The organism is Spirillospora sp. NPDC000708, assembly GCF_040299565.1.
GTDB lineage: Bacteria > Actinomycetota > Actinomycetes > Streptosporangiales > Streptosporangiaceae > Spirillospora.
In genome coordinates this window covers 70544-88536 of the sequence record NZ_JBEPCJ010000005.1, presented here as the reverse complement: position 1 = coordinate 88536, position 17993 = coordinate 70544, and the positions used below count along the sequence as shown (strand labels likewise).

Genomic DNA, 17993 nt, shown 5'->3' with positions numbered 1-17993 from the left:
CCAGCACGTCAGAATCGAGCTTCTCAGCATGTCCGCCTCATCCCACCCGAACCCGTTCGCCGACTGGCTCGGGGACCACGCCGTCCCGCTCACCCACCTCGACCCTGACGCTCCGCTCGACGACCTGGAGCCGCTGCGCGGCATCATCGGCGATGCACGCGTCGTCGCGATCGGCGAGCACTCCCACTTCATCAACGAGTTCGCGCTCATGCGCCGGCGGATCGTGCGGTTCCTGGTCGAACGCTGCGGTTTCACCGTCCTGGCCTTCGAGTACGGCTTCAGCGAAGGCTTCCCCCTCGACGCCTGGGCCCAAGGCGAAGGCACCGACGACGACCTGTCGGCCCACCTCGCCGGGACCATCCCCGTCGGAGTCGCCGAGCCACTGCGCTGGGTCCGCAGGTACAACCGCACGGCATCGCGCGCGGTGCGTTTCGCCGGGATCGACATTCCGGCGGCCGGCGGGTCGCTGCTTCCCGCCCTGGCCCCGGTCGCCGATTACCTGCGCCGGATCGACCCCGAAACCCTGCCGACCGTCCAGACGACGATGCGGATCGCGGAAACGTTCGCCGGTGGCTCCGGCGCTGTGGCCGCGCCCGCGTGGGCGCGCTTGCCCACCGCCGAGCAGGACGCCCTCAGCGCGGGTCTGGCACGGTTGCTCATCCGGTTCCGCTCCCTCCAGCCCCTGTACGTTTCCCGCGGCGACCAGCAGAGCTACGACATCGCCCTGCGCCGCCTCGAAGGCGCCTGCCACGCCGATTACACCTTCCGCGCCATGGCCGGCCTCTTCGCCGGAAACGGCCTGACCGCCGACACCTCCGCGCGCGACCTCTACATGGCCGGATCGGTCCTCTGGCACCTGGAGCACTTCGACCCTGGAGCCCGCATCGTGCTCGTGGCCCACAACGCGCACATCCAGAAGACGCCGGTCTCCTTCGACGGCCATCTCACCGGGCTACCAATGGGACTGCACCTGCACAGCGCTCTCGGCGACGACTACTTCGCCCTCGGCTTGACCAGCACGACCGGGCACACCGCGGAGATGCGCCGCGACGAGAACGCGCGCTTCGGCTTCACCATCGACCACACCGCACTACAACCGCCCGAACAGGGAAGCATCGAAGCCGCCTTCGCCGAGGCCGGCCTCGGGCAGCCCGCGATCGCCGACCTTCGCTGGACGCGCCGCGAGGGCCCCGACACCGCCCGTCTCGCCCCGGGCCCCGACCGCATCCGGATGCAGAGCACCTACCTGCACACACCCGTCCTCGACGCGTTCGACGGCGTCCTCAACACCCCGACCTCCACCGCGGCCGACGACATCGAAAGCTGAGCAACCCCTCTCCGTGGAACCAGGTGTCCCCGGGGCGGGAACCGTTCCAGGGCCCGCCGCTCCGGTGGGCGGCATGCCCTGAAGTTTCAGCGACCGTCCAAGGTCTTCTTGACCGGTGTCCCGCCGACACCGAACACGGCGTCATGGCCGACCAGCGGCACCTGTCCGGGGAACGACCTGTCCCGAACGGGAAGCGACTATCGAGAGGCTGCTTGCGCCCAAGCAGACCTACTGGCGAACACTCGCCGCGGCCGCCACGAACCACTGAGGGGCCACCGGCACGATCGTCATCGGCGGCGGCGCACTGGGCAGGACGAAGAAGTTCTGCAACATCGAGCAAGGCAGCACAGTCGCCTTCGTCGTGGACGACCTGGCGACGATCGATCCGTGGGCGCCCTGGGGCATCGAGATCCGAGGCACGGCGCTGATCTGACTGGGTTGTCAGTCGACCTGGACGCCGTAGGCGCGGGCCAGTCCGTCCAGGCCGTCGGACCAGCCTTGGCCTACGGCGCGCAGCTTCCTCACCGGGGCGCCGTTGGCGGTGTGCCGGTAGAACTCGGCCATGACCATGGCCTTGATGGTGGGGTCGGCGGGCACGGGGAAGTGCCATGCAGCGCCGGTGATGCAGTTAGTTTCGAGGTAGGCGTTGGTGAGGGCTGCGCAGGTGAGGCCGGTGTCGGCGTCCATGTTGACCGAGACCACCATGCGGTGGATGTGGGGTGGCAGGTGCCAGGTGCAGAGCGGCTCGTTCAACGGTCTGTGGGGCGATGGTGTGTTTGCCGAGCAGGCGGGCGGCTCCGCCCGCCGCGGTGGGCTGGTTGTAGAACACGAAGTCCTCGTCACCGGCGACGAGGCCGTTCTCGCCGATGAGCAGCAGGGTCAGGTCGGCGTCCGGGCCGGTGAAGCCGAACGTGACCAGTAGCCCTTGGTGAGCGGCTTCCGGCAGCACCACCGTCTGCCCTGGCACCAGCGCCGTCGGCGGCTGCGGCGCGGGTAGCTGCGGCGCTTGAGCTTGCGGCGCTGGAGGCTGTGGTTGTGCGGGAGGCAGCAGGGGGCTCGGCGCGGACGGCATGGGGGAGGGCTGCGGGTGGGGCGGTGGTGGCGCCGTCTGCTGCTTCCACTGATGCCACTGGTCGAAGGGCGTGAGCTGGTAGGGGTCGGCGGGCGCCTGCGGTGCCGGAGCGGCGGCCATGTCGGTGTCGATGCGCGCCAGGGACGCGGCGGCGGGTTCGGCCTCGTCTTGGAGGCTTTCCAGCAGGGTGCGCAGTCCTGTCACCTTGTCGGTGTCCAGTGGCTTGACCTTGGTGGACAGGTTGCCGGACGCGGTGGTGGTGATCGAGCAGGCCACCTCCTGCCCGATGTCCAGGAACCGCAGCGCGTCTTGCGGCCGGCTCCAGGGGGTGGTTTCGACGGCGTGGCGGGTCCAGCGGCCGTAGGCGATGATGCCGAGCCGTTGGGTGTCGGGGATGCGGGTGAGGGCGGCCAGGTCGATGGCGGTGAGGGCTGGTGCGGTGGCGAAGGCCTCTTTGAGGGTGGCGATGATGTTGGAGCCGAGGGTGGTCAGCCACCACAGCATGCGGTCGCGCTGGGTCAGCTACTTCAACGTGGGCCGCCCGGCGGGCGTCATGGCTGGGGTCTGGTCGGGCAGGGAGTCCAGGTCCGGCTGGCGTATCACCACCGACAGGATCCGGTCCTGACGCCGACGGCGCAGCCGGCGGCGGGGTTGTCGGCGAACGCGGTGTTCACCGCTTCGCACACGGTCGCTTCATCGTTGGCCAGCAGTGCCTGCCACCAGTGCGCCGCCTCGGCGGTCCGCTGCTGGTGACCGCCTGCCGAGACTTTTCATTCCGAGGCTGGTCGCCGCCCGTGTCGGTCTTGGGACTGTGGGTGGGTCAGCCTGGGCTGAGGAAGTGGCCGTCGGTTCTGATGGCTTCGCCGGTGGTGTTGGTGTTCGCGGTCGAGCAGAGAAAGACGATCATTCGGGCGACGTCGTCGGGGTGGGTGACTCTGCGGGTCGCCGCAGCGCTCCCGGCCTGTTCGATGAGTTCGGGTGGCATGGGTTTGTCCGCAGGTGTGAAGCCGGGCATGACGACGTTTGTGAGGATGCCGGAGGCGGCCAGTTCTCGGGACATGACGCGGGTGAGGCCGTGCAGTCCCGCCTTGGCGGCGATGTAGGAGACGTTGCCGGGGAAGCCGTCCTCGACCAGGCCGGTGGAGACGTTGACGATGCGGCCCCAGCTGCGGGCGCGCATGTCGGCGACGACCGCGCGGGCGAGTAGGTAGGGGCCGATGAGGTTGGCGCTCATCGAGGCGGTGAATCGCTGCGGGGGTGCGGTTTCGAACAGTTCGTCGGGCTTGGGCCGGTCCGGCCAGCGGACGGCGTTGTTGACCAGGACGTCGATCGGCCCGAGTTCATCGCGGGCGTGCTCGACCGCGGCCTCCAGCGAGTCGGGCCGGCCGAGGTCGAGTTGCCAGCAGATCGCGCGGGCGCCGCGCTTTTCGGCCAGGGCCACCGTCTCGCCGGCGGCTTGGGCGTTGGAGTGGTAGCCGACGGCGATGTGCGCCTTTTCCTCGGCGAACGCCAATGCGGTGGCTCTGCCGATCGCCGAGCTGGCGCCGGTCACCAGCACGACCTTTCCTGCCAGGCCGAGGTCCACGTTCATCTCCTGATGTTCTGTCTCGGTCAGTGGGGTTATTCGAGGTTGTCGCGGAGGGCGGTCAGCAGGCGGGCGAGCTGCTGGGCCTCGGCGTCGGTCAGCCCGGCGGTGGCCTGGGCCTCTGTGTCCGCCCATGCGGCGGTCACGGCGTCCACGACGGCCGCACCGCGTTCGGTCAGCCGCAGGCGGGTGACGCGGCGGTCGCCGGGGTCGGTGGTGCGCTGGATGAACCCGGTCCGTTCCATCCTGGTGAGCGCCTTGGCGATGGTGGGCTGTTCGAGGCCGATCCGCTCGACGAGTTCGGCCTGGGTGGTGTCGGGGTTGTGGTGGATGTCGACGATGAGGAGCTCCTGGCCCAGGTGCAGGCCCAGTTGCGCCATCCGGCGCTGCAACACCGAGCGGTGCGCCCGGGTGGCGCGGGCGAGCGCGTAACCGACCGGCCCGATATCGGCGGCGATCTGACGCCCGGTGGTCATACCTGGACTACCTGCCGATCGCTTTGGACTCGGGCGAGGACGCGCTGCCACAGCTCGGAGATCTCGCGTCGCGGGTCCGCGCTCACCAGGACACCGTGGTCGTCGACGTGACGGTGGGCGTAGCCGACCGCGACGTCGAGGTCGGACAGGATCTCGGCGCCGGACCGCCGGAGCAGGTCGGCAAGCTGCAACTGGGCGAACGCGCCGCCGAAGCGGTTCGGTGAGGCGCTCATCAGCACGACGCGCTTGCCGGCCAGCGGGCGAGGCGGTGCGAGGATTCCCAGCCAGTCGACGACGTCCTTCATATTGCCGGGAATGCCGCGGTTCAGTTCCGGCGTCACCAGCAGCAGCACATCGGCCGCCGCGACCCGGTCTCGCAAGGCCGCGACGCCCGGCGGGAACGGACGTCCCATGGTCGCGTCGACGCGGGGAACCTCCGCGTTGCCTTCCCATGCCTCCACCCGCAGGGGGGCGTCGGCCAGTTCTTGTGCGGCCAGCAGCAGCGCCCGGTTCACCGACCCCGCCCGCACACTCCCGCAGATGCCGAACACGTCAATGATTTCCATAGCCGGCAATCATATAGCCGGGCATATAGTTTGGCGAATCGTTGCGGCCTCAGCCCAGCGCTGCGGGACCGATTCCAGCTCCCACCTCAATGCGCGCCGCCCGGCGCCACCTCGCCAATGCCGCTCAGCGCCCCGCACACACCCCGTGGTTCACGTAACCGCCCGCCCGGTCCGGGCGCAACGGATCGTTGTACGACACTGCGAGCCTGGTGGCGGAGCGGCGTGCCGCCTGCCCTCCTCCAGCCGTGCGACACCCCCAACACCACCCGCCACTACGACGCGGCTGAGAACGTCCCGATCAAGGGCGTGGTGTCGGACGGCTGGCTGGAGGCGGTCGTCGACGCCGATGGCATCATCGTGCGGGCCTGCTACGAGCTGGGTGTGATCGTGTCGCTGATTAGGATCAGGTCATGCCTCTGACGGTGCAGGACGTCGACCGCTTCGAGATGGCGAGGCCCCGTCTGGAGGCCATCGCCTACCGCCTCCTCGGCTCCGCCTACGAGGCGCAGGACGTCGTCCAGGAGACGTTCCTGCGCTGGCAGGCCGCCGACGTCGACCGCGTCGAGGTTCCGGAGGCCTGGTTGACGAAGGTGCTCACCAACCTGTGCCTCAACCAGCTCGCCTCCGCCCGGGCCCGCCGCGAGACCTATGTCGGCCGGTGGCTCCCCGAGCCGCTGCTCGCGGGGGACCCGATGCTCGGCCCGGCCGACACCGCCGAGCAGCGCGAATCGGTGTCGTACGCGGTCCTCACCCTCATGGAGCGCCTGTCCCCGAGCGAACGGGCCGTCTACGTGCTGCGGGAGGCGTTCGACTACCCGCACCGGGAGATCGCCGAGATCCTCGACATCACCGAGGCCGCCAGCCAGCAGATCTTTCACCGTGCCAAGAAGCACGTCGCGCACGGCAAGGCCCGCCGGGAGGTCGACGAGGCGTCCGCCTTCCGGGTCGTCGAGGAGTTCCTCGCGGCCGCCACCAGCGGCCAGACCGGTGAGCTCGTACGCCTGCTCACCAAGGACGCCGTCTCGGTCGGCGATGGCGGTGGGAAGGTCCCGGCCCGCACCAGGGCGTTCGAGGGGGCCGCCGCGGTCGCGCAGTTCATGCGGGCCCTGTTCAAGCCCGCCGAGGCCAAGCGCGCCATCGTCGGCGGCTCGTCCGAGATCTACGCCTGGGCCGCCAACGGCGAACCCGCCGTGGTGGCCGTCGTGGAGGGCCGGGTCGTCGCCATCATGTGCCTGGAGGTCACCGCCGAGGGCATCACCGCCTGCAGGACCCAGGCGAACCCTGACAAGCTCGAACGCGCGACCGAGCAGTGGGCGGCAACCGACCATGGCCGGCCTCTGCTGGTGGTGTGACGTGGTTCACATCTAGCTCCTGTCAGCAATCGGCGGGCCATCCGGTTCAAGTGGCGAATCCGAACCGGAGAGCGAAGGAGCCGATGATGAGAGTGCTGGTGGCAGGAGCGACCGGAGCGATGGGCAAGGAGCTGCTGCCGCGTCTGGTCGGCGCGGGGCACGAGGTGTTCGCCATGGTCCGCAGTGAATCCGGCAAGGACGCGGTCACGAGGATGGGCGCGGTGCCGGTCATCGCCGACGCGCTCGACAGCGCCCAGGTCGGGAAGGCCGTCCGGGAGGCGGACCCGGAGGTGATCGTCAACCAGCTGACCGCCATCGGGCATATCGACACCCGCCACTTCGAACGCAGCTTCGCCGCCACCGACCGGCTGCGGATCGAGGGCACCGACAACCTGCTCGCCGCCGCGCGCGACACCGGAGTACGACGGTTCATCGCCCAGAGCAACGGCGCGTTCACCTACGCCCGGACCGGCGGCCCGGCCAAGACCGAAGAGGACCCCCTGGACCGCTCACCGGTCGCCCAGATGGCGTCGATGATCGCCGCGGTCGAGTACATGGAGAAGGCCGTGCTGGGCGCCGACGGGATCGAGGGGATCGTGCTGCGGTACGGCGCGTTCTACGGACCCGGCACGTCCATGGCGCCGGGCTCGGAGCAGCTGGAGATGATCCGCAAGCGCAAGTTCCCGGTCGTCGGCGACGGCGGCGGGGTGTGGTCGTTCGTCCACATCGCCGACGCCGCCGACGCCACGGTGGCGGCGGTGGAGAACGGCGGCCGCGGTGTCTACAACATCGTCGATGACGACCCCGCCCCGGTCGCCCAGTGGCTGCCGGAATTGGCCGCGATGCTCGGCGCCAAGAAGCCGATGCGCGTGCCCCGGTTCATCGGACGGCTGGCCGCCGGTCCCGCCGGCGTCGTGCTCATGACCGAACTGCGCGGCGCGTCCAACGCCAAGGCCAAGCGCGAACTGGGCTGGACTCCGTCCCACCCCAGCTGGCGCCAAGGACTCCAGGTGGGGACGTGACCTGCTGAGCGCCATCGCCGCCCCGGCCGCCGGGCCCGATCCGACGCGCACCCGGCGGCCGCGCGCCGCGCACGAGGACGACGCACGGGCCGCACACGCCCTGCCACCGCGTCCACTCCCTGGCGGCGGGCCGTCACACCGCGAGAACGATGACCAGCAGAGCGCCGACCGCACACGCCGCTCCGATCGCCGTTGCAAGCTTGGGATCTCTGTAGGCCGCGACGGCGACCACGATCAGGATGAACGTGATCAGCAGGGCCGGGGCGCCGATCGACACGTGCTCGGGCGGCTGTGCGCCCTCCAAGACCGGACGTAGGCTCATAGCAGGCTCGACTTCCAGGCGATGGACTCGGGTTCATGGCCGGCTCCTGGCGCTGCGCATCAACCAGGGGCCGTTGCCTTTTCCGACATCGGCCCGCTGAGCCGTTCCGCAGTTCACAGTCTGCGCACAGGCAGCCGTCAGATCGGCCTCTACCGGCGCCCGGAGAATCACACCCGCACACCTTCTTCACAACGCGGCCAGAGAGACTCAAGGCCGCTTCGTGCGGGCCCCTCCGCCGCTGGGTGCCGCTAAGAGTGCGCGTCCGGGAACGTTCGTTTTCGAGACGGTCCGCGAGTAACGCCGCGGCGTTGGTCTGGTGTTGGTCACCCTGCCCCTCCTCCGCCCCGACGGGGTGCATCGCTGATGGGAGAGCTGATCGGGTACGGCCGGGTGAGCACCCGGGACCAGAGCCCCGACTCCCAGCGCGACGCGTTGAACGAGGCCGGGTGCGACAAGATCTTCATCGAGAAGGTCTCCAGTCGTCTCGACCGGCGGCCCGAGCTGGAGAAGGCGCTGGAGTACGCCCGCGCCGGGGACGTCATGGTGATCACGCGGTTCGCCCGGGTGGCGCGCAACGTCCGCCAGATCATCGACTTCACCGAGACGCTGCAGGCCTGCGGGATCGACCTGATCGTGTTCAGCAGCACATCGACACCACCACTCCGCGGGGCAAGCTGTTGTTCCACGTCATCGCCGTGCTGGAGGAGTTCCAGCGGGACCTGATCCGCGAGTCCACCTTCGAGGGTCTGGCCGCCGCGCGCGCCCGCGGCCGGGTCGGCGGCCGGCCCGCCGCGATGACCGAGTTGCAGATCGCCAAGGCCCGCGAGATGTACGCCGAGCGCGGCGAGGACGGCAAGCGCCGCTACACCGTCCAGCAGATCGCCGACACCTTCGGCGTGGCGCGCGCGACCATCTACCGGCACTTTGACCCCGGCACCTCGGCCAAGCCCGCCGCCGGCTCTCATGGAGAGAGCGCATGACCGACAAAGCGATGACCCGGTGGACCGACGTGCCGTACAACATCGTGGAGCTGCGGGAACGCTATGACGAGCTGAACCGGCGGGTGCTGGACGTGCGGTCGGTGGAGTTGCTGCGCGAGCGCGGCGAGTACGACCCGGAGCGGCACGGCGTGCTGGACGCCGAGCCGCTGACGGCCGCTGAGTGGTCCGAGCTGCTGGCTTACGGGCGCGCGATCGCCAAGCACTACCACCACCCCGCCAACGTGGAACACGCGGTGCGGGCCGGGCTGTCCTGGCAGGACGTGGCCGGGGCGATCGGCATTGACCCGGCGCTGGCCCGCGCCGAGTACTGGGCGTGGGCCGCAGGCCAGCGCCAGCTCAATGCCCGCGAGCCCGGCGGCCCCATCGGGATGTCCACCGAGGCCTATGCCGAGGCGCTCGCCCGGGCCGCCGACGACACGACGACCGCCACCACCAGGGCCGATACCGGGGCCGGGACCGCCGTCCAGGACGCGCCTAAGGCCGCCGACGGCGCGGTGCTGCCCGGGGTCGACCTGAACGATGCCGACACCTCGTTCGTCCTCACCGAGGCGTTGCGGGAGTTCGCGCACCGGCAGCGCGGCGAGGCCGATGACGTCGCCCAGGCCATCGCCGCGGGCGACGACGTGGACCCCGGCGCCAGCGTCGAGGTCGCCCGGCGGCGCCGGTGGGCCGAGGTCGCCGAGACCGTCGCCGAGACCGCCCTCGGCTCCTGACCGGCACCGCCCCCTCCACCCGCTATGGAAGGACCCGCGCAATGGAAGAGCACGAGTTGCCGACATGGAACGGCATCATGACAGCGCGCTGGGCGAGTTGAACAACGCCTGCACCGGGCTGAGTGACGCCGCGGACTGGCTGCGATCGGACTGGCGGCCGCTGGGCGGCGCACTGTCCCCGGCGCCGACGACGCCCGCATCCGCGCGATGGACCTGATCAGTGCGCCCAAGAGCATGATCGACCAGGCCGAGGGCGAGCTGTAAAGCGCCCGCCGCGGCGGCTGAAGGCGCGCCAATGGCCACCAACGCCACCCGGCCACCGGCCCGGGCCGGGTCTGTCTACGTCGGTCGCGCCGGGTGGAGCTCCGGTTGTCCGGCCGGCCGGTACACGTGCACACCGACGCCTCTTGCGTCGGTGTGGGAGCTGATGACCTCGAGCGCGGAGGCGGGGCCGTCGTCTGGGAACAGCCGCATGCCCTGTCCGAGGAGCACGGGAACGACCAGCAGCGTCAGTTCGTCGATGAGGCCGGCAGCGAGCAGTGAGCGGATCAGGGTCGCGCTTCCGTGCACCTGGATCTCGCCCGATGACGATTCCTTCAGTTCCTTGATCGCCGCGGTCGCGTCTCCGGGCAGCAGCGTGACGGGTCCCCACGACGGTTGCCGGAGACTGTTGGACGCGACGTACTTCTGTGCGCCGTTGAGCGCGACCCCGATGGGGTGCGCCCGCATTTCCGGCCGGGTGCCCCAGGTCTCGGCGAACATCTCGTAGGTGCGCCGCCCGAACAGGAACGCATCCGCTCGCTGATAGGTGGCGGTGATCATTTCGCCAGTGTCATCGGCGAATGCTCCGAGCGCCCAGCCGTCGCGGGTGAATCCGCTCGCCAGTTCCTCGGGCGTCGCGTGACCGTTGCCCTGCATCACACCGTCCACGGTGATCTGCGTCATCGTCGTCAGCCTCATGCGCCCATCGTGGGCGCACCGGACGTGCCGGGGCAACCATGCGTGCCGAAACGGCAACAGCGCGGCCGCAATTGAGCGGCCTTCTCCGGATGGCATGGAGATGGGTTGCTCCTGTCCGTCCGGAAGACCATGCTGTTTCTGGCAACATCGTGAGGCGGCCGCGGCGCCCGCAGCGCCGATCGCCGCGCCGCACTGCGCCGCCGTGGTCTTGGCCCGCCCGGCCGTGGCAGCTCGTTTGACCCGCTCGGCGCGTTCACCGGCCGCGGGCCGCCTTAGAGCGCGAAGACGACAGCGGCCAAAGCGACAAGGACGGCGCCGGCGGCTGTGATTCCAACCTCATACTGGTTCTTTACGGCCCATGACACCAGGCCTGGATACTCGGTTTCAAGTTCCGGTACCGTCACGGGATCGATGGGGCCGCTTTCCGGTAGTCCGAGGGCGTCGACCAGCCGGTCCAAGTCCCTGGTCCGATATCCGGACCCATAGATCCTCAGGAGGACTTTGTCTCGCGCATCCAGCACGAACAGAGTGTCGACGGAAGTGTTCTTGGGTCCGAGGACTCGCGCGCGTACCACTTTGGTGGCATGCGTCCGTGCCCGGTGCCGTCGCAAGACCAACCCTCTCACGAGGATCTCGTCTGCCGTCAGCATGATTCTTGAGCGATGCACACCCCAAGCCGCCACGAGGAGGATTGAGGTGCCTGCGACCGCCGTACCCAAAGCCCATTCCCAGCCCTCGGTGAGGTAGGCGCGTGCGGTCAAACCCGCGGCAGGTACCAGCAGGAGGAGCAGCCTGCTCCATCCTGCCCTCGAATCCTTCCGCAGAATGAGATCACCGGATGCCTGACGCATGCGACTATCGCCTTTCTCTCCAGGCAGTGAACGATCTTACTCTCATCGGCGGGGTTAGTGCAGGTCAACGGCGGGCATTTTTTACAATCACCCGTGTTTGAAGTCGTCGGTCCGCAGCCCAGGACTTGTTCACCAAAGGGTGTTTCAGGCCTCCATTCGATTGCGACGACTCGTGAACACGAAACCCGCAGTGTGATGGCCGGCGCGACGCGGTATTCCACACCGGGCGCCTATGAACGCGGGCGCGTCACCATCGGTCGATGGGCGGCGTGTCCGGCTTGTGCCGCCGCCAGGTTTCGGTGAGGCGGGCCAGGCGGGCGGGGGGCGGCGATGTCGCGCACGGTCGCGATTCGCGCCGGGCCCGGTGGAGGTGCTGCTGGCTCGCGGACTCGGCGATCTCGGTGGCGGTCTCGATTCCGGTCAGGCCGTCGCCGACGACCAGCACGCGGCCGCCTTCGCCCCGCCTGGCCAGGCCGTCCAGGCGCTCGCGGAGGCGCAGTGCGGAGGGCCTGTCGGCGACGTCGAAGGCGTGCTCGGCCGCGCCCGGGACACCGTGGTCGGCGCCGCGGCTGCCGAGCGCGTACAGGAGCGTGTCGTAGCCCAGTTCGCCACCGCCGTAGGCGTCGGCCACGGTGACGGTTCGGCGCTCGGGGTCGACGGCGGTGACGCGGGCGACGCGCAGCCGGATCCCCGTGCCCGCGAACACGTCGGTGAGCTTGGGTGCCTCGATCTCCTGTCCGGCCGCCAGCTGATGCAGCCGCAGCCGCTGGACGAAGTCCGGCACGGCGTTGACCACGGTGCTCGGTGTCCGCCGGGGGCAGCCGGCGGGCCAGGGTCCCGGCCGTGTAGGCCCCGGCATAGCCGGCGCCGAGGACGACGATGCGGTGCTTCATGTGATGCTCCCGTCGGTTCGCTTGCTGTCGGGAGTTGAGCGGAACAGCGACCCGATCGCTGACAGGAACCAGCGCAAGAGCAGGTCCGCGGGGTCGTCGAGCCGGTAGCCGACCGACCTGTAGTGGACGGTGGTGACCGGCTGGGCGATGAAGTCGAAGTCGGTGACCACGCCGGAGTTGGCGCTGCCACCACGCAGCGCCCAGAAGAGGTCCGGGTTCTCCTGCGCCGATGCGGTGAGCAGGCGGCCGTCGGCCGTCACAACGCGCTCCGGCCAGGTTGTCGATCGCCAGGCCGTGCCGCTGCACCATCCAGCCGACGCCCCGCCCAAGGTCAGCCCGCCGGCGCCGACGCCCGTGGTGTCGCCGGCGGTGAGACCCCAGCCGTGCGGATCGAGCGTCCCGGCCACCTGGCCCCAGGGCGCGCCACCGCCCACGCGCACGAACCGGCGCTCGGCTCGAGGATCTCGACGGTGGCCAGGCGCGATAGGTCGATCACCATTCCGCCGGTGTTGGTGCCGTGGCCGAGCGGGCTGTGTCCGCCCGACCGCACCGACACCGCCAGGTCGTGCCGCACGGCGTGGGCGAGCGCGGCCGCGATCTGGTCCGGGTCTCGGGGCCGGACGACGTGGTCGGATCGGTGCGCCTCATCGTTCGGGAAGGGTCGCCCGACCGCGTCGCCCGAGCGATGCCTCTTCCGGCTACCGGCTGGTCAGGTCGTCGGCGCGGTGGCTACCGCCCTCGGAGTGGCCGCGATCTCCTCCTACGGCGACCCGCCCGGATGCGATCGCCGCCTCACGATCGGGGTCATGAGCAGGGAACGGGGAAGCGGGTGAGGCAGGTTCGGCAGCCTCTGCCTTGTCCGATGCGGCTGCGGAGGTGGTGTTCTTCGGACCGCGAACAGTGATGTAGACGAGCAGCAGGCCCATGAGGGCGACGCCTGCCCACATGGACTGCTGCCATCCGTCGACGTAGGACTGCTTCGCGGCGTCCACCAGGGTCTGAGCCTGTGAGCCTGCGCCGTTCGAGGCCTGGAGTGCGTTGGCGATGCCCTCGCGGGCCGTGTCAGCGGCCCCCTGGGGGATGCCGTCCAGCTTGTCGTCGATGGCGTTGCGGTAGCCGGCCGTCAGGATCGCACCGAGCATGGCGACGCCGAGTGCGGTGCCGAATTCTCGGGTGACGTCGTTGAGAGCGGAGGCGACGCCCTGTTTGTCCTGTGGCAGGGCACGGGTGATGGCTTCGGTGGAGGGCACCATGGACAGGGCCATGCCGACGCCCATGACGACGATGCCGGGCAGGATCGTCAGGTAGCCGCCGTCGATGGAGACGAACAGGGCCAGAAGCGCCAGACCGACGCCGGTCAAAGCGATTCCCGAACTCATGGTCAGGCGGGAGCCGACCCGCGCGGCCAGCCTGGGGGCCAGGCCGGAGGCCGTCATCATCGCGGCCGCCATGGGCATCAGCGCCGCCGCGGACAGCAGCGCCGACCAGCCGAGCACGGCCTGGAAGAACGGGAACAGGACCACGAAGATGCCCGACTGGACACCGAAGACCACCAGCAACGTGATCGAGCCGCCGGCCAGGCCGCGCTGGCCGAACAGGCGCACGTCCAGCAGCGAGGCGTCCCGGCGGCGCAGCTCCCATGACACGAACCCGGCCGTGGCGATGAGGCCGGCGGCGAGGCTGATCAGCGTCGCGGGTGCGGTCCAGCCGCGACGCGGTCCCTCCTGCAGGACGAAGGTGAGGGCGGCCACGGCGATGATGGAGACCAGTGCGCCGACGGCGTCGAAGGCGTGAGCGGGGCGCTCGTGGGAGTTGGGGACCGACTTCAGTGTCATGGCCAGGGCGATGACGATCAGGGCCACGGGCAGGACGAACATCCAGCGCCAGTCGGCGACGTCGACCAGGAGGGCGGACAGGAACATGCCCAGGATGCCGCCTCCTCCGGCGACGCCGGTCCACACGCCGATCGCCTTCCCGCGCTGCTCTTCGGGGAACGTGGAGGTGATGACGGCCAGGGTGATGGGCATGATCGTCGCGGCGCCGATACCGCAGGCCACGCGCGCGGCCATCATGATTTCGGCGGTCGGGGCCAGGCCCGCCGCGATGCTCGCGATGCCGAAGACGGCCAGCCCGGCGATCAGCGTGGGCTTGCGGCCCAGGCGGTCACCGATCGCGCCGAGCGGCAGCAGCAGCGCGGCCAGGGTGAGGGTGTAGATGTTGATGATCCACAGGACCGTGTCCTGCGAGGTGTCGAAGTCGACGGCCAGCTGCGTCTGGGCGACGGTCAGCCCGGACACCGACGCGATGACGGCCATCAACGCCATCGAGACGGCGATCAGGACCACGCGCAGCTGACGCGCGTCCGGCACGTCCCCGCCGCCGTCGGCGAGCGCGGCCTGTGAAGGTTTCGTACTCATGGATTCCTCTCGAAATGGGCATGCAGCATCAGCGGCGAGGCAGGACCGGCCGGTCTGTCGCCAGGTGAAGGGGAAAGCGGAACCCGACCGTGCCGAGCAGATCCCTCGGGCTGCCATCGCCTGCGATGGGGTCGATGACCGGAGCGTGATGAGCTACCTGATCGGCGCAACATCAACCGAGGCGTGGTGTCTCAGTGGGGCGCGCACTCCTGTTCCGCGACCGTGCTCATCGCAGAGTGAGTGAGGTCTCGGTATCGATATGGGTCAGCTTGTCGGGGTTGCGGACGTAGTAGAGACCGGTGACGCGGGCGTCCTCGACGCGCACCGCCAAGACACCGTCGAACTCGCCGTCCACGCGCACGATCAGTGCCGGGTTGCCGTTGGCCACGGTCGGCCCAACGGTGAGAGCGGCATCGGTCTTGGCCAGGCCGCCAATGATGAAACGGGCCACTTTCTCGGCGCCGATGATCGGATGAGGCGCGGCCTGCTTTACGCCACCGCCGTCGCTGATGGCCACGACCTGGGGGGCGAGCACGTCGAACAGCGCCTGCAGGTCCCGAGTGACCAACGCCCGCCGGAACGCCTCCACGACCGCCCGGGCCTGGCTTGGGGACACCGCTTCGCGGGGGCGGCGAGCGTCCACGTGCCTGCGGGCACGGTGCGCGATCTGGCGGACGGCCACGGAGGTCTTCCCGACGGCGGCCGCGATCTCGTCATAGCCGAACCCGAAGACCTCGCGCAGCACGAACACGGCGCGTTCGGTCGGTGACAACGTCTCCAGAACGAGCATCAGCGCCATCGACACGCTCTCGGCCAGCTCGATGTTCTCGGCCACGTCCGGTGTGGTGAGCAGCGGTTCGGGCAGCCAGGGACCGACGTAGGCCTCCCTGCAGCGCCTTATGCTGCGCAAACGGTTCATCGATTGGCGGATCGTGATCTGGACCAGGTAGGCGCGCTGATCGCGCACCTGCCCCACGTCGACCTTGACCCATCGCAGCCAGGTCTCCTGCAGAACGTCCTCCGCGTCGGCCGCCGATCCGAGCATCTCGTAGGCGACCGTGAACAGCATGTTCCGGTGGGCGAGGAACGCCTCGGTCTCCGGGTCGGTGGCGTACTCGCTCACATCCCGAGCCTGCTCCTTATCCAGCGGCCCTGCCTGCCGGCGACCCTCGAGCTGTGCGTCCACGACACGATCCTCTTTCGGGGATAGCCATTGGGCTCGGCCCAACGGGTTGGTGCAGTCGACATCAAGACACCGACTGGTGCACGCGTGTGACATCGGGCCGCCTACGATTCGATGCTCACAGGACCGCCGACGGCCGCATGTCGCCGCCGGCCGAAGGACGGTTCCAGGATGCTGTGCGCGTCCCTGCAGTCGAGGCGCGGATAGATCGCGTGACTGGCCGGTAAGAACACCTGACGCAACTCAGGTCCGGCGTGGTCTGTCCATCCCCCGCGTGCGCGGGGACCGCAGCGCGTTGGCCCTGCGCACGCAGGGATGGTTCTTCCGGTCGTGCGCACAGTCCGGGAGTTTCACCATCAGGCGGGACGACAGCCAGCAAACAACCCGTCGAAGACTGGGGACGTCCGGGCCACCGAAAGGCGCGGAGTCGTGTCGTCGGCCGGGCCCTGTCGGATGGCGTCGCAGGGCGCGGGGCGGGGGCAATACGTCACGTCTCGGTGGCACGCATCGCGAAGGGGGGTCGGGTGCGAGCGCCGATCGAGGTCTGCAGACGAGGCGAAATTGGCCCTGTGGCAGATCACCGACGCCTGCTCTGGTTCGGCTGTCGATTCGTCAGGGCGATCATGACCAGCCGGGCCAAATGATCGGTGATCGTTCTCGCGGCGTGTGCATGGCTGGAAGCGTCAGCGTCCGTCGCGAAGACTGTCGGTCAACCGCTCCAACAGTGCCGATCCTCGGGCGTAATCCAATGCCTTGGCTTCGACACCCGCCCGAAGGCGGTCGTCTCGGTCGAAGGCCGTGTCCAGTGCCTGTTCGGTGAGCATCGTGATCGCCGCGTCCATGTCGAAGACGGCGAGCTTCTTGGCGACTTCCCGTCTGGCGCTCGGGGGGAGCGCCGGGTCGCGGCACTGCTCGACGAGCAGCGCGACTCCTGCGGCCTGGTCGACCCCGGCGACATCACTGGCCGCGTCGAGCCGGTCGTGGCTGTCATCCCGTCTGTCACGGGCCTGTTCGGTGAGCAGTGCGATGCCCTGCCGGAGATCCCAGTCGCTCGCCGTCTTGGCGGCCAGCCGGCGGTCGAAGGGCTCGACCGAGCGATCTCGAGCGAGTTCGCTGAGCAGCGCGACCCCGAGCGCCGAGTCCTTTTCGGTCACCTCAAGTGCCGCTCGGCGGCGGTTGATGGCGTCGATGGTGCGGCTGCGGGCCAGCCGAACGAGGTCGCGGAGATCGGCCGGTAGCTCGCTGCCTTCTGGAATGGCCGCACGGGAAGGTTCGCTGCTGGGCTGGGTGCCGGTCGGCGTGACGTGCCGGTTGATCGTTTCTGCGGCCGGACGTGGCGGCCAGTCCGCCGTGACGGTGCTGCCATCGGCGCTCAAGGCGGTCAGCAACTCGCCTAAAGTCGGGCGCAATGCTGGTTGCTTGGCGAGGCAGGCGGCGACGATGTCCCTGATGCCGATGGGGACCTGGGAGAGGTCCGGCTCGTCTTGCACGATTCGGAAGAGCACCGCTTGAGGATGGCCGACGCCGAAGGGAACCGTTCCGGTCGCGGCGAACGTCAGGACCGATCCCAGGGAGAAGACGTCGCTGGGCGGGCCGATCTGCCGGCCGGCGAGAATCTGCTCCGGGGACATGTAGCTCGGAGTGCCTACGATCGCGCTGGTAGTGGTGGCAGAGGTGACATCGAGGGCGCGGGCGATTCCGAAGTCGATGACCCGGGGACCGTCCGATGCGATCAGGATGTTGGTGGGCTTGAGGTCACGATGGACAAGGCCGCATCCGTGGATGGCGCCCAATGCTTCGACCAGGCCGGCGCCGAGGCGCGCCACTCGGTCCGGCGGGAGCGGGCCCTGGTCGATGACCGTCCGGTAGAGGGAAGGGCCGTCGACGTAGGCGGTGACCATCCAGGGTGGGTCGCCGTAGGGGTCGGCGTCCACCACATTGGCGGTGTAGAACCCGCCCACGCGCCGGGCCGCGGTGATCTCCGTGGCGAACCGGCGCCGGAACTCCGGATCACTGCCGTACTCGGCACGGACGACCTTCACGGCTACCGGGCGTCCGCCTGGCGAGAGACCGAGGTAGACGGTTCCCATCCCGCCCGATCCGAGCCGCGCGGTCAGTGAGTATCGGCCCATGGTCTGTGGGTCGTCGGGGCCAAGAGGATCCACTCTGAGTCCTTGTCGGCATGGTGCACCGAGTCGTCCATCCAATGATCCCGTGTGCGCAGGCTCGGCGGAAGGCGTTGGCTCCCGAAAG

General features: G+C 69.4%; 21 protein-coding genes. 7 read left to right on the top strand and 14 right to left on the bottom strand.

The features are described 5' to 3' along the window. Positions 1 to 28 precede the first annotated feature (28 nt). Entirely contained in the window at positions 29 to 1327 is a 1299-nt protein-coding gene (locus tag ABT299_RS05900; RefSeq protein ID WP_500249935.1) for an erythromycin esterase family protein, read from the top strand. Positions 1328 to 1768: 441 nt separating this feature from the next. Here the strand turns inward: ABT299_RS05900 and ABT299_RS05895 are convergent, their stop codons facing one another. From ABT299_RS05895 to ABT299_RS05875, 5 genes are all read right to left on the bottom strand, one after another. Next, positions 1769 to 2014, bottom strand: coding sequence for a TerD family protein (locus tag ABT299_RS05895; RefSeq protein ID WP_500249934.1), 246 nt, complete (start codon positions 2012 to 2014; stop codon positions 1769 to 1771). Next, on the bottom strand, positions 1956 to 2903 hold the full coding sequence (locus tag ABT299_RS05890) for a TerD family protein (protein WP_500249933.1): 948 nt from the start codon (positions 2901 to 2903) through the stop codon (positions 1956 to 1958). The genes ABT299_RS05895 and ABT299_RS05890 overlap by 59 nt, the downstream gene beginning before the upstream one ends. Before the next feature lie 316 nt (positions 2904 to 3219). Continuing rightward, on the bottom strand, positions 3220 to 3990 hold the full coding sequence (locus ABT299_RS05885; RefSeq protein ID WP_500249932.1) for an SDR family NAD(P)-dependent oxidoreductase: 771 nt from the start codon (positions 3988 to 3990) through the stop codon (positions 3220 to 3222). Positions 3991 to 4019: 29 nt separating this feature from the next. Continuing rightward, positions 4020 to 4460 carry a MarR family winged helix-turn-helix transcriptional regulator gene (locus ABT299_RS05880; RefSeq protein ID WP_190853751.1) on the bottom strand — a complete coding sequence of 147 codons (441 nt, stop codon included), beginning with the start codon at positions 4458 to 4460 and terminating at the stop codon, positions 4020 to 4022. Continuing rightward, the gene (locus ABT299_RS05875; protein ID WP_500249931.1) at positions 4457 to 5026 is read right to left on the bottom strand and encodes an NAD(P)H-dependent oxidoreductase; all 570 of its coding nucleotides are present in this window, start codon (positions 5024 to 5026) and stop codon (positions 4457 to 4459) included. Before ABT299_RS05875 ends, ABT299_RS05880 begins: the two co-directional genes overlap by 4 nt. A 222-nt stretch (positions 5027 to 5248) precedes the next feature. Here ABT299_RS05875 and ABT299_RS05870 point away from each other — a divergent pair, with 222 nt between their 5' ends. From ABT299_RS05870 to ABT299_RS05860, 3 genes are all read left to right on the top strand, one after another. Next, complete coding sequence (locus ABT299_RS05870; protein ID WP_500249930.1) at positions 5249 to 5446, top strand: hypothetical protein; 198 nt, start codon at positions 5249 to 5251, stop codon at positions 5444 to 5446. Then, positions 5437 to 6378 carry an RNA polymerase sigma factor SigJ gene (gene sigJ, locus ABT299_RS05865; protein WP_500249929.1) on the top strand — a complete coding sequence of 314 codons (942 nt, stop codon included), beginning with the start codon at positions 5437 to 5439 and terminating at the stop codon, positions 6376 to 6378. The genes ABT299_RS05870 and sigJ overlap by 10 nt, the downstream gene beginning before the upstream one ends. Positions 6379 to 6464: 86 nt before the next feature. Then, complete coding sequence (locus ABT299_RS05860) at positions 6465 to 7400, top strand: NAD-dependent epimerase/dehydratase family protein (RefSeq protein ID WP_500249928.1); 936 nt, start codon at positions 6465 to 6467, stop codon at positions 7398 to 7400. 133 nt (positions 7401 to 7533) lie between these two features. Here ABT299_RS05860 and ABT299_RS05855 read toward each other — a convergent pair whose 3' ends face one another. Continuing rightward, positions 7534 to 7722 carry a hypothetical protein gene (locus tag ABT299_RS05855; protein WP_500249927.1) on the bottom strand — a complete coding sequence of 63 codons (189 nt, stop codon included), beginning with the start codon at positions 7720 to 7722 and terminating at the stop codon, positions 7534 to 7536. Positions 7723 to 8085: 363 nt separating this feature from the next. Here ABT299_RS05855 and ABT299_RS05850 point away from each other — a divergent pair, with 363 nt between their 5' ends. From ABT299_RS05850 to ABT299_RS05840, 3 genes are read left to right on the top strand one after another with little or no spacing between them, the layout of a single operon-like run. Then, a complete protein-coding gene (locus ABT299_RS05850) occupies positions 8086 to 8445 on the top strand; it encodes a recombinase family protein (RefSeq protein ID WP_500249926.1) in 360 nt (119 codons plus the stop codon). Beyond that, positions 8400 to 8702, top strand: a complete 303-nt coding sequence (locus tag ABT299_RS05845; protein WP_500249925.1) for a helix-turn-helix domain-containing protein — start codon at positions 8400 to 8402, stop codon at positions 8700 to 8702. Before ABT299_RS05850 ends, ABT299_RS05845 begins: the two co-directional genes overlap by 46 nt. Next, on the top strand, positions 8699 to 9436 hold the full coding sequence (locus ABT299_RS05840) for a hypothetical protein (protein WP_500249924.1): 738 nt from the start codon (positions 8699 to 8701) through the stop codon (positions 9434 to 9436). The genes ABT299_RS05845 and ABT299_RS05840 overlap by 4 nt, the downstream gene beginning before the upstream one ends. A 339-nt stretch (positions 9437 to 9775) precedes the next feature. On the opposite strand, the gene ABT299_RS05835 is transcribed toward ABT299_RS05840, so the two are convergent. The 8 genes from ABT299_RS05835 to ABT299_RS05800 form a co-directional block, all read right to left on the bottom strand. Further along, on the bottom strand, positions 9776 to 10396 hold the full coding sequence (locus ABT299_RS05835) for a dihydrofolate reductase family protein (RefSeq protein ID WP_500249923.1): 621 nt from the start codon (positions 10394 to 10396) through the stop codon (positions 9776 to 9778). A 272-nt stretch (positions 10397 to 10668) separates the two neighbouring features. After that, positions 10669 to 11247, bottom strand: a complete 579-nt coding sequence (locus ABT299_RS05830; protein WP_500249922.1) for a hypothetical protein — start codon at positions 11245 to 11247, stop codon at positions 10669 to 10671. Positions 11248 to 11494: 247 nt separating this feature from the next. Beyond that, entirely contained in the window at positions 11495 to 12043 is a 549-nt protein-coding gene (locus tag ABT299_RS05825) for an FAD-dependent oxidoreductase (protein WP_500249921.1), read from the bottom strand. 93 nt (positions 12044 to 12136) lie between these two features. After that, the gene (locus tag ABT299_RS05820) at positions 12137 to 12547 is read right to left on the bottom strand and encodes a hypothetical protein (protein WP_500250039.1); all 411 of its coding nucleotides are present in this window, start codon (positions 12545 to 12547) and stop codon (positions 12137 to 12139) included. Further along, positions 12472 to 12714: an FAD-binding protein gene (locus ABT299_RS05815; protein ID WP_500249920.1), complete on the bottom strand. Its 243-nt coding sequence runs from the start codon at positions 12712 to 12714 to the stop codon at positions 12472 to 12474. The genes ABT299_RS05820 and ABT299_RS05815 overlap by 76 nt, the downstream gene beginning before the upstream one ends. A gap of 124 nt (positions 12715 to 12838) precedes the next feature. Next, positions 12839 to 14557: an MFS transporter gene (locus tag ABT299_RS05810; protein WP_500249919.1), complete on the bottom strand. Its 1719-nt coding sequence runs from the start codon at positions 14555 to 14557 to the stop codon at positions 12839 to 12841. A 226-nt stretch (positions 14558 to 14783) separates the two neighbouring features. Beyond that, a complete protein-coding gene (locus ABT299_RS05805; RefSeq protein WP_500249918.1) occupies positions 14784 to 15743 on the bottom strand; it encodes an RNA polymerase sigma-70 factor in 960 nt (319 codons plus the stop codon). 680 nt (positions 15744 to 16423) lie between these two features. Beyond that, complete coding sequence (locus ABT299_RS05800) at positions 16424 to 17872, bottom strand: serine/threonine-protein kinase (RefSeq protein ID WP_500250035.1); 1449 nt, start codon at positions 17870 to 17872, stop codon at positions 16424 to 16426. Positions 17873 to 17993 lie beyond the last annotated feature (121 nt).

Coding starts and splice junctions, on each gene's coding strand:
- sigJ (WP_500249929.1), top strand. CDS start 5,437: ATGCCTCTGACGGTGCAGGACGTCGACCGCTTCGAGATGGCGAGGCCC.
- ABT299_RS05830 (WP_500249922.1), bottom strand. CDS start 11,247: ATGCGTCAGGCATCCGGTGATCTCATTCTGCGGAAGGATTCGAGGGCA.
- ABT299_RS05885 (WP_500249932.1), bottom strand. CDS start 3,990: ATGAACGTGGACCTCGGCCTGGCAGGAAAGGTCGTGCTGGTGACCGGC.
- ABT299_RS05890 (WP_500249933.1), bottom strand. CDS start 2,903: ATGCTGTGGTGGCTGACCACCCTCGGCTCCAACATCATCGCCACCCTC.
- ABT299_RS05875 (WP_500249931.1), bottom strand. CDS start 5,026: ATGGAAATCATTGACGTGTTCGGCATCTGCGGGAGTGTGCGGGCGGGG.
- ABT299_RS05835 (WP_500249923.1), bottom strand. CDS start 10,396: ATGAGGCTGACGACGATGACGCAGATCACCGTGGACGGTGTGATGCAG.
- ABT299_RS05800 (WP_500250035.1), bottom strand. CDS start 17,872: ATGGGCCGATACTCACTGACCGCGCGGCTCGGATCGGGCGGGATGGGA.
- ABT299_RS05850 (WP_500249926.1), top strand. CDS start 8,086: ATGGGAGAGCTGATCGGGTACGGCCGGGTGAGCACCCGGGACCAGAGC.
- ABT299_RS05860 (WP_500249928.1), top strand. CDS start 6,465: ATGAGAGTGCTGGTGGCAGGAGCGACCGGAGCGATGGGCAAGGAGCTG.
- ABT299_RS05855 (WP_500249927.1), bottom strand. CDS start 7,722: ATGAGCCTACGTCCGGTCTTGGAGGGCGCACAGCCGCCCGAGCACGTG.
- ABT299_RS05840 (WP_500249924.1), top strand. CDS start 8,699: ATGACCGACAAAGCGATGACCCGGTGGACCGACGTGCCGTACAACATC.
- ABT299_RS05810 (WP_500249919.1), bottom strand. CDS start 14,557: ATGAGTACGAAACCTTCACAGGCCGCGCTCGCCGACGGCGGCGGGGAC.
- ABT299_RS05900 (WP_500249935.1), top strand. CDS start 29: ATGTCCGCCTCATCCCACCCGAACCCGTTCGCCGACTGGCTCGGGGAC.
- ABT299_RS05880 (WP_190853751.1), bottom strand. CDS start 4,460: ATGACCACCGGGCGTCAGATCGCCGCCGATATCGGGCCGGTCGGTTAC.
- ABT299_RS05895 (WP_500249934.1), bottom strand. CDS start 2,014: ATGGACGCCGACACCGGCCTCACCTGCGCAGCCCTCACCAACGCCTAC.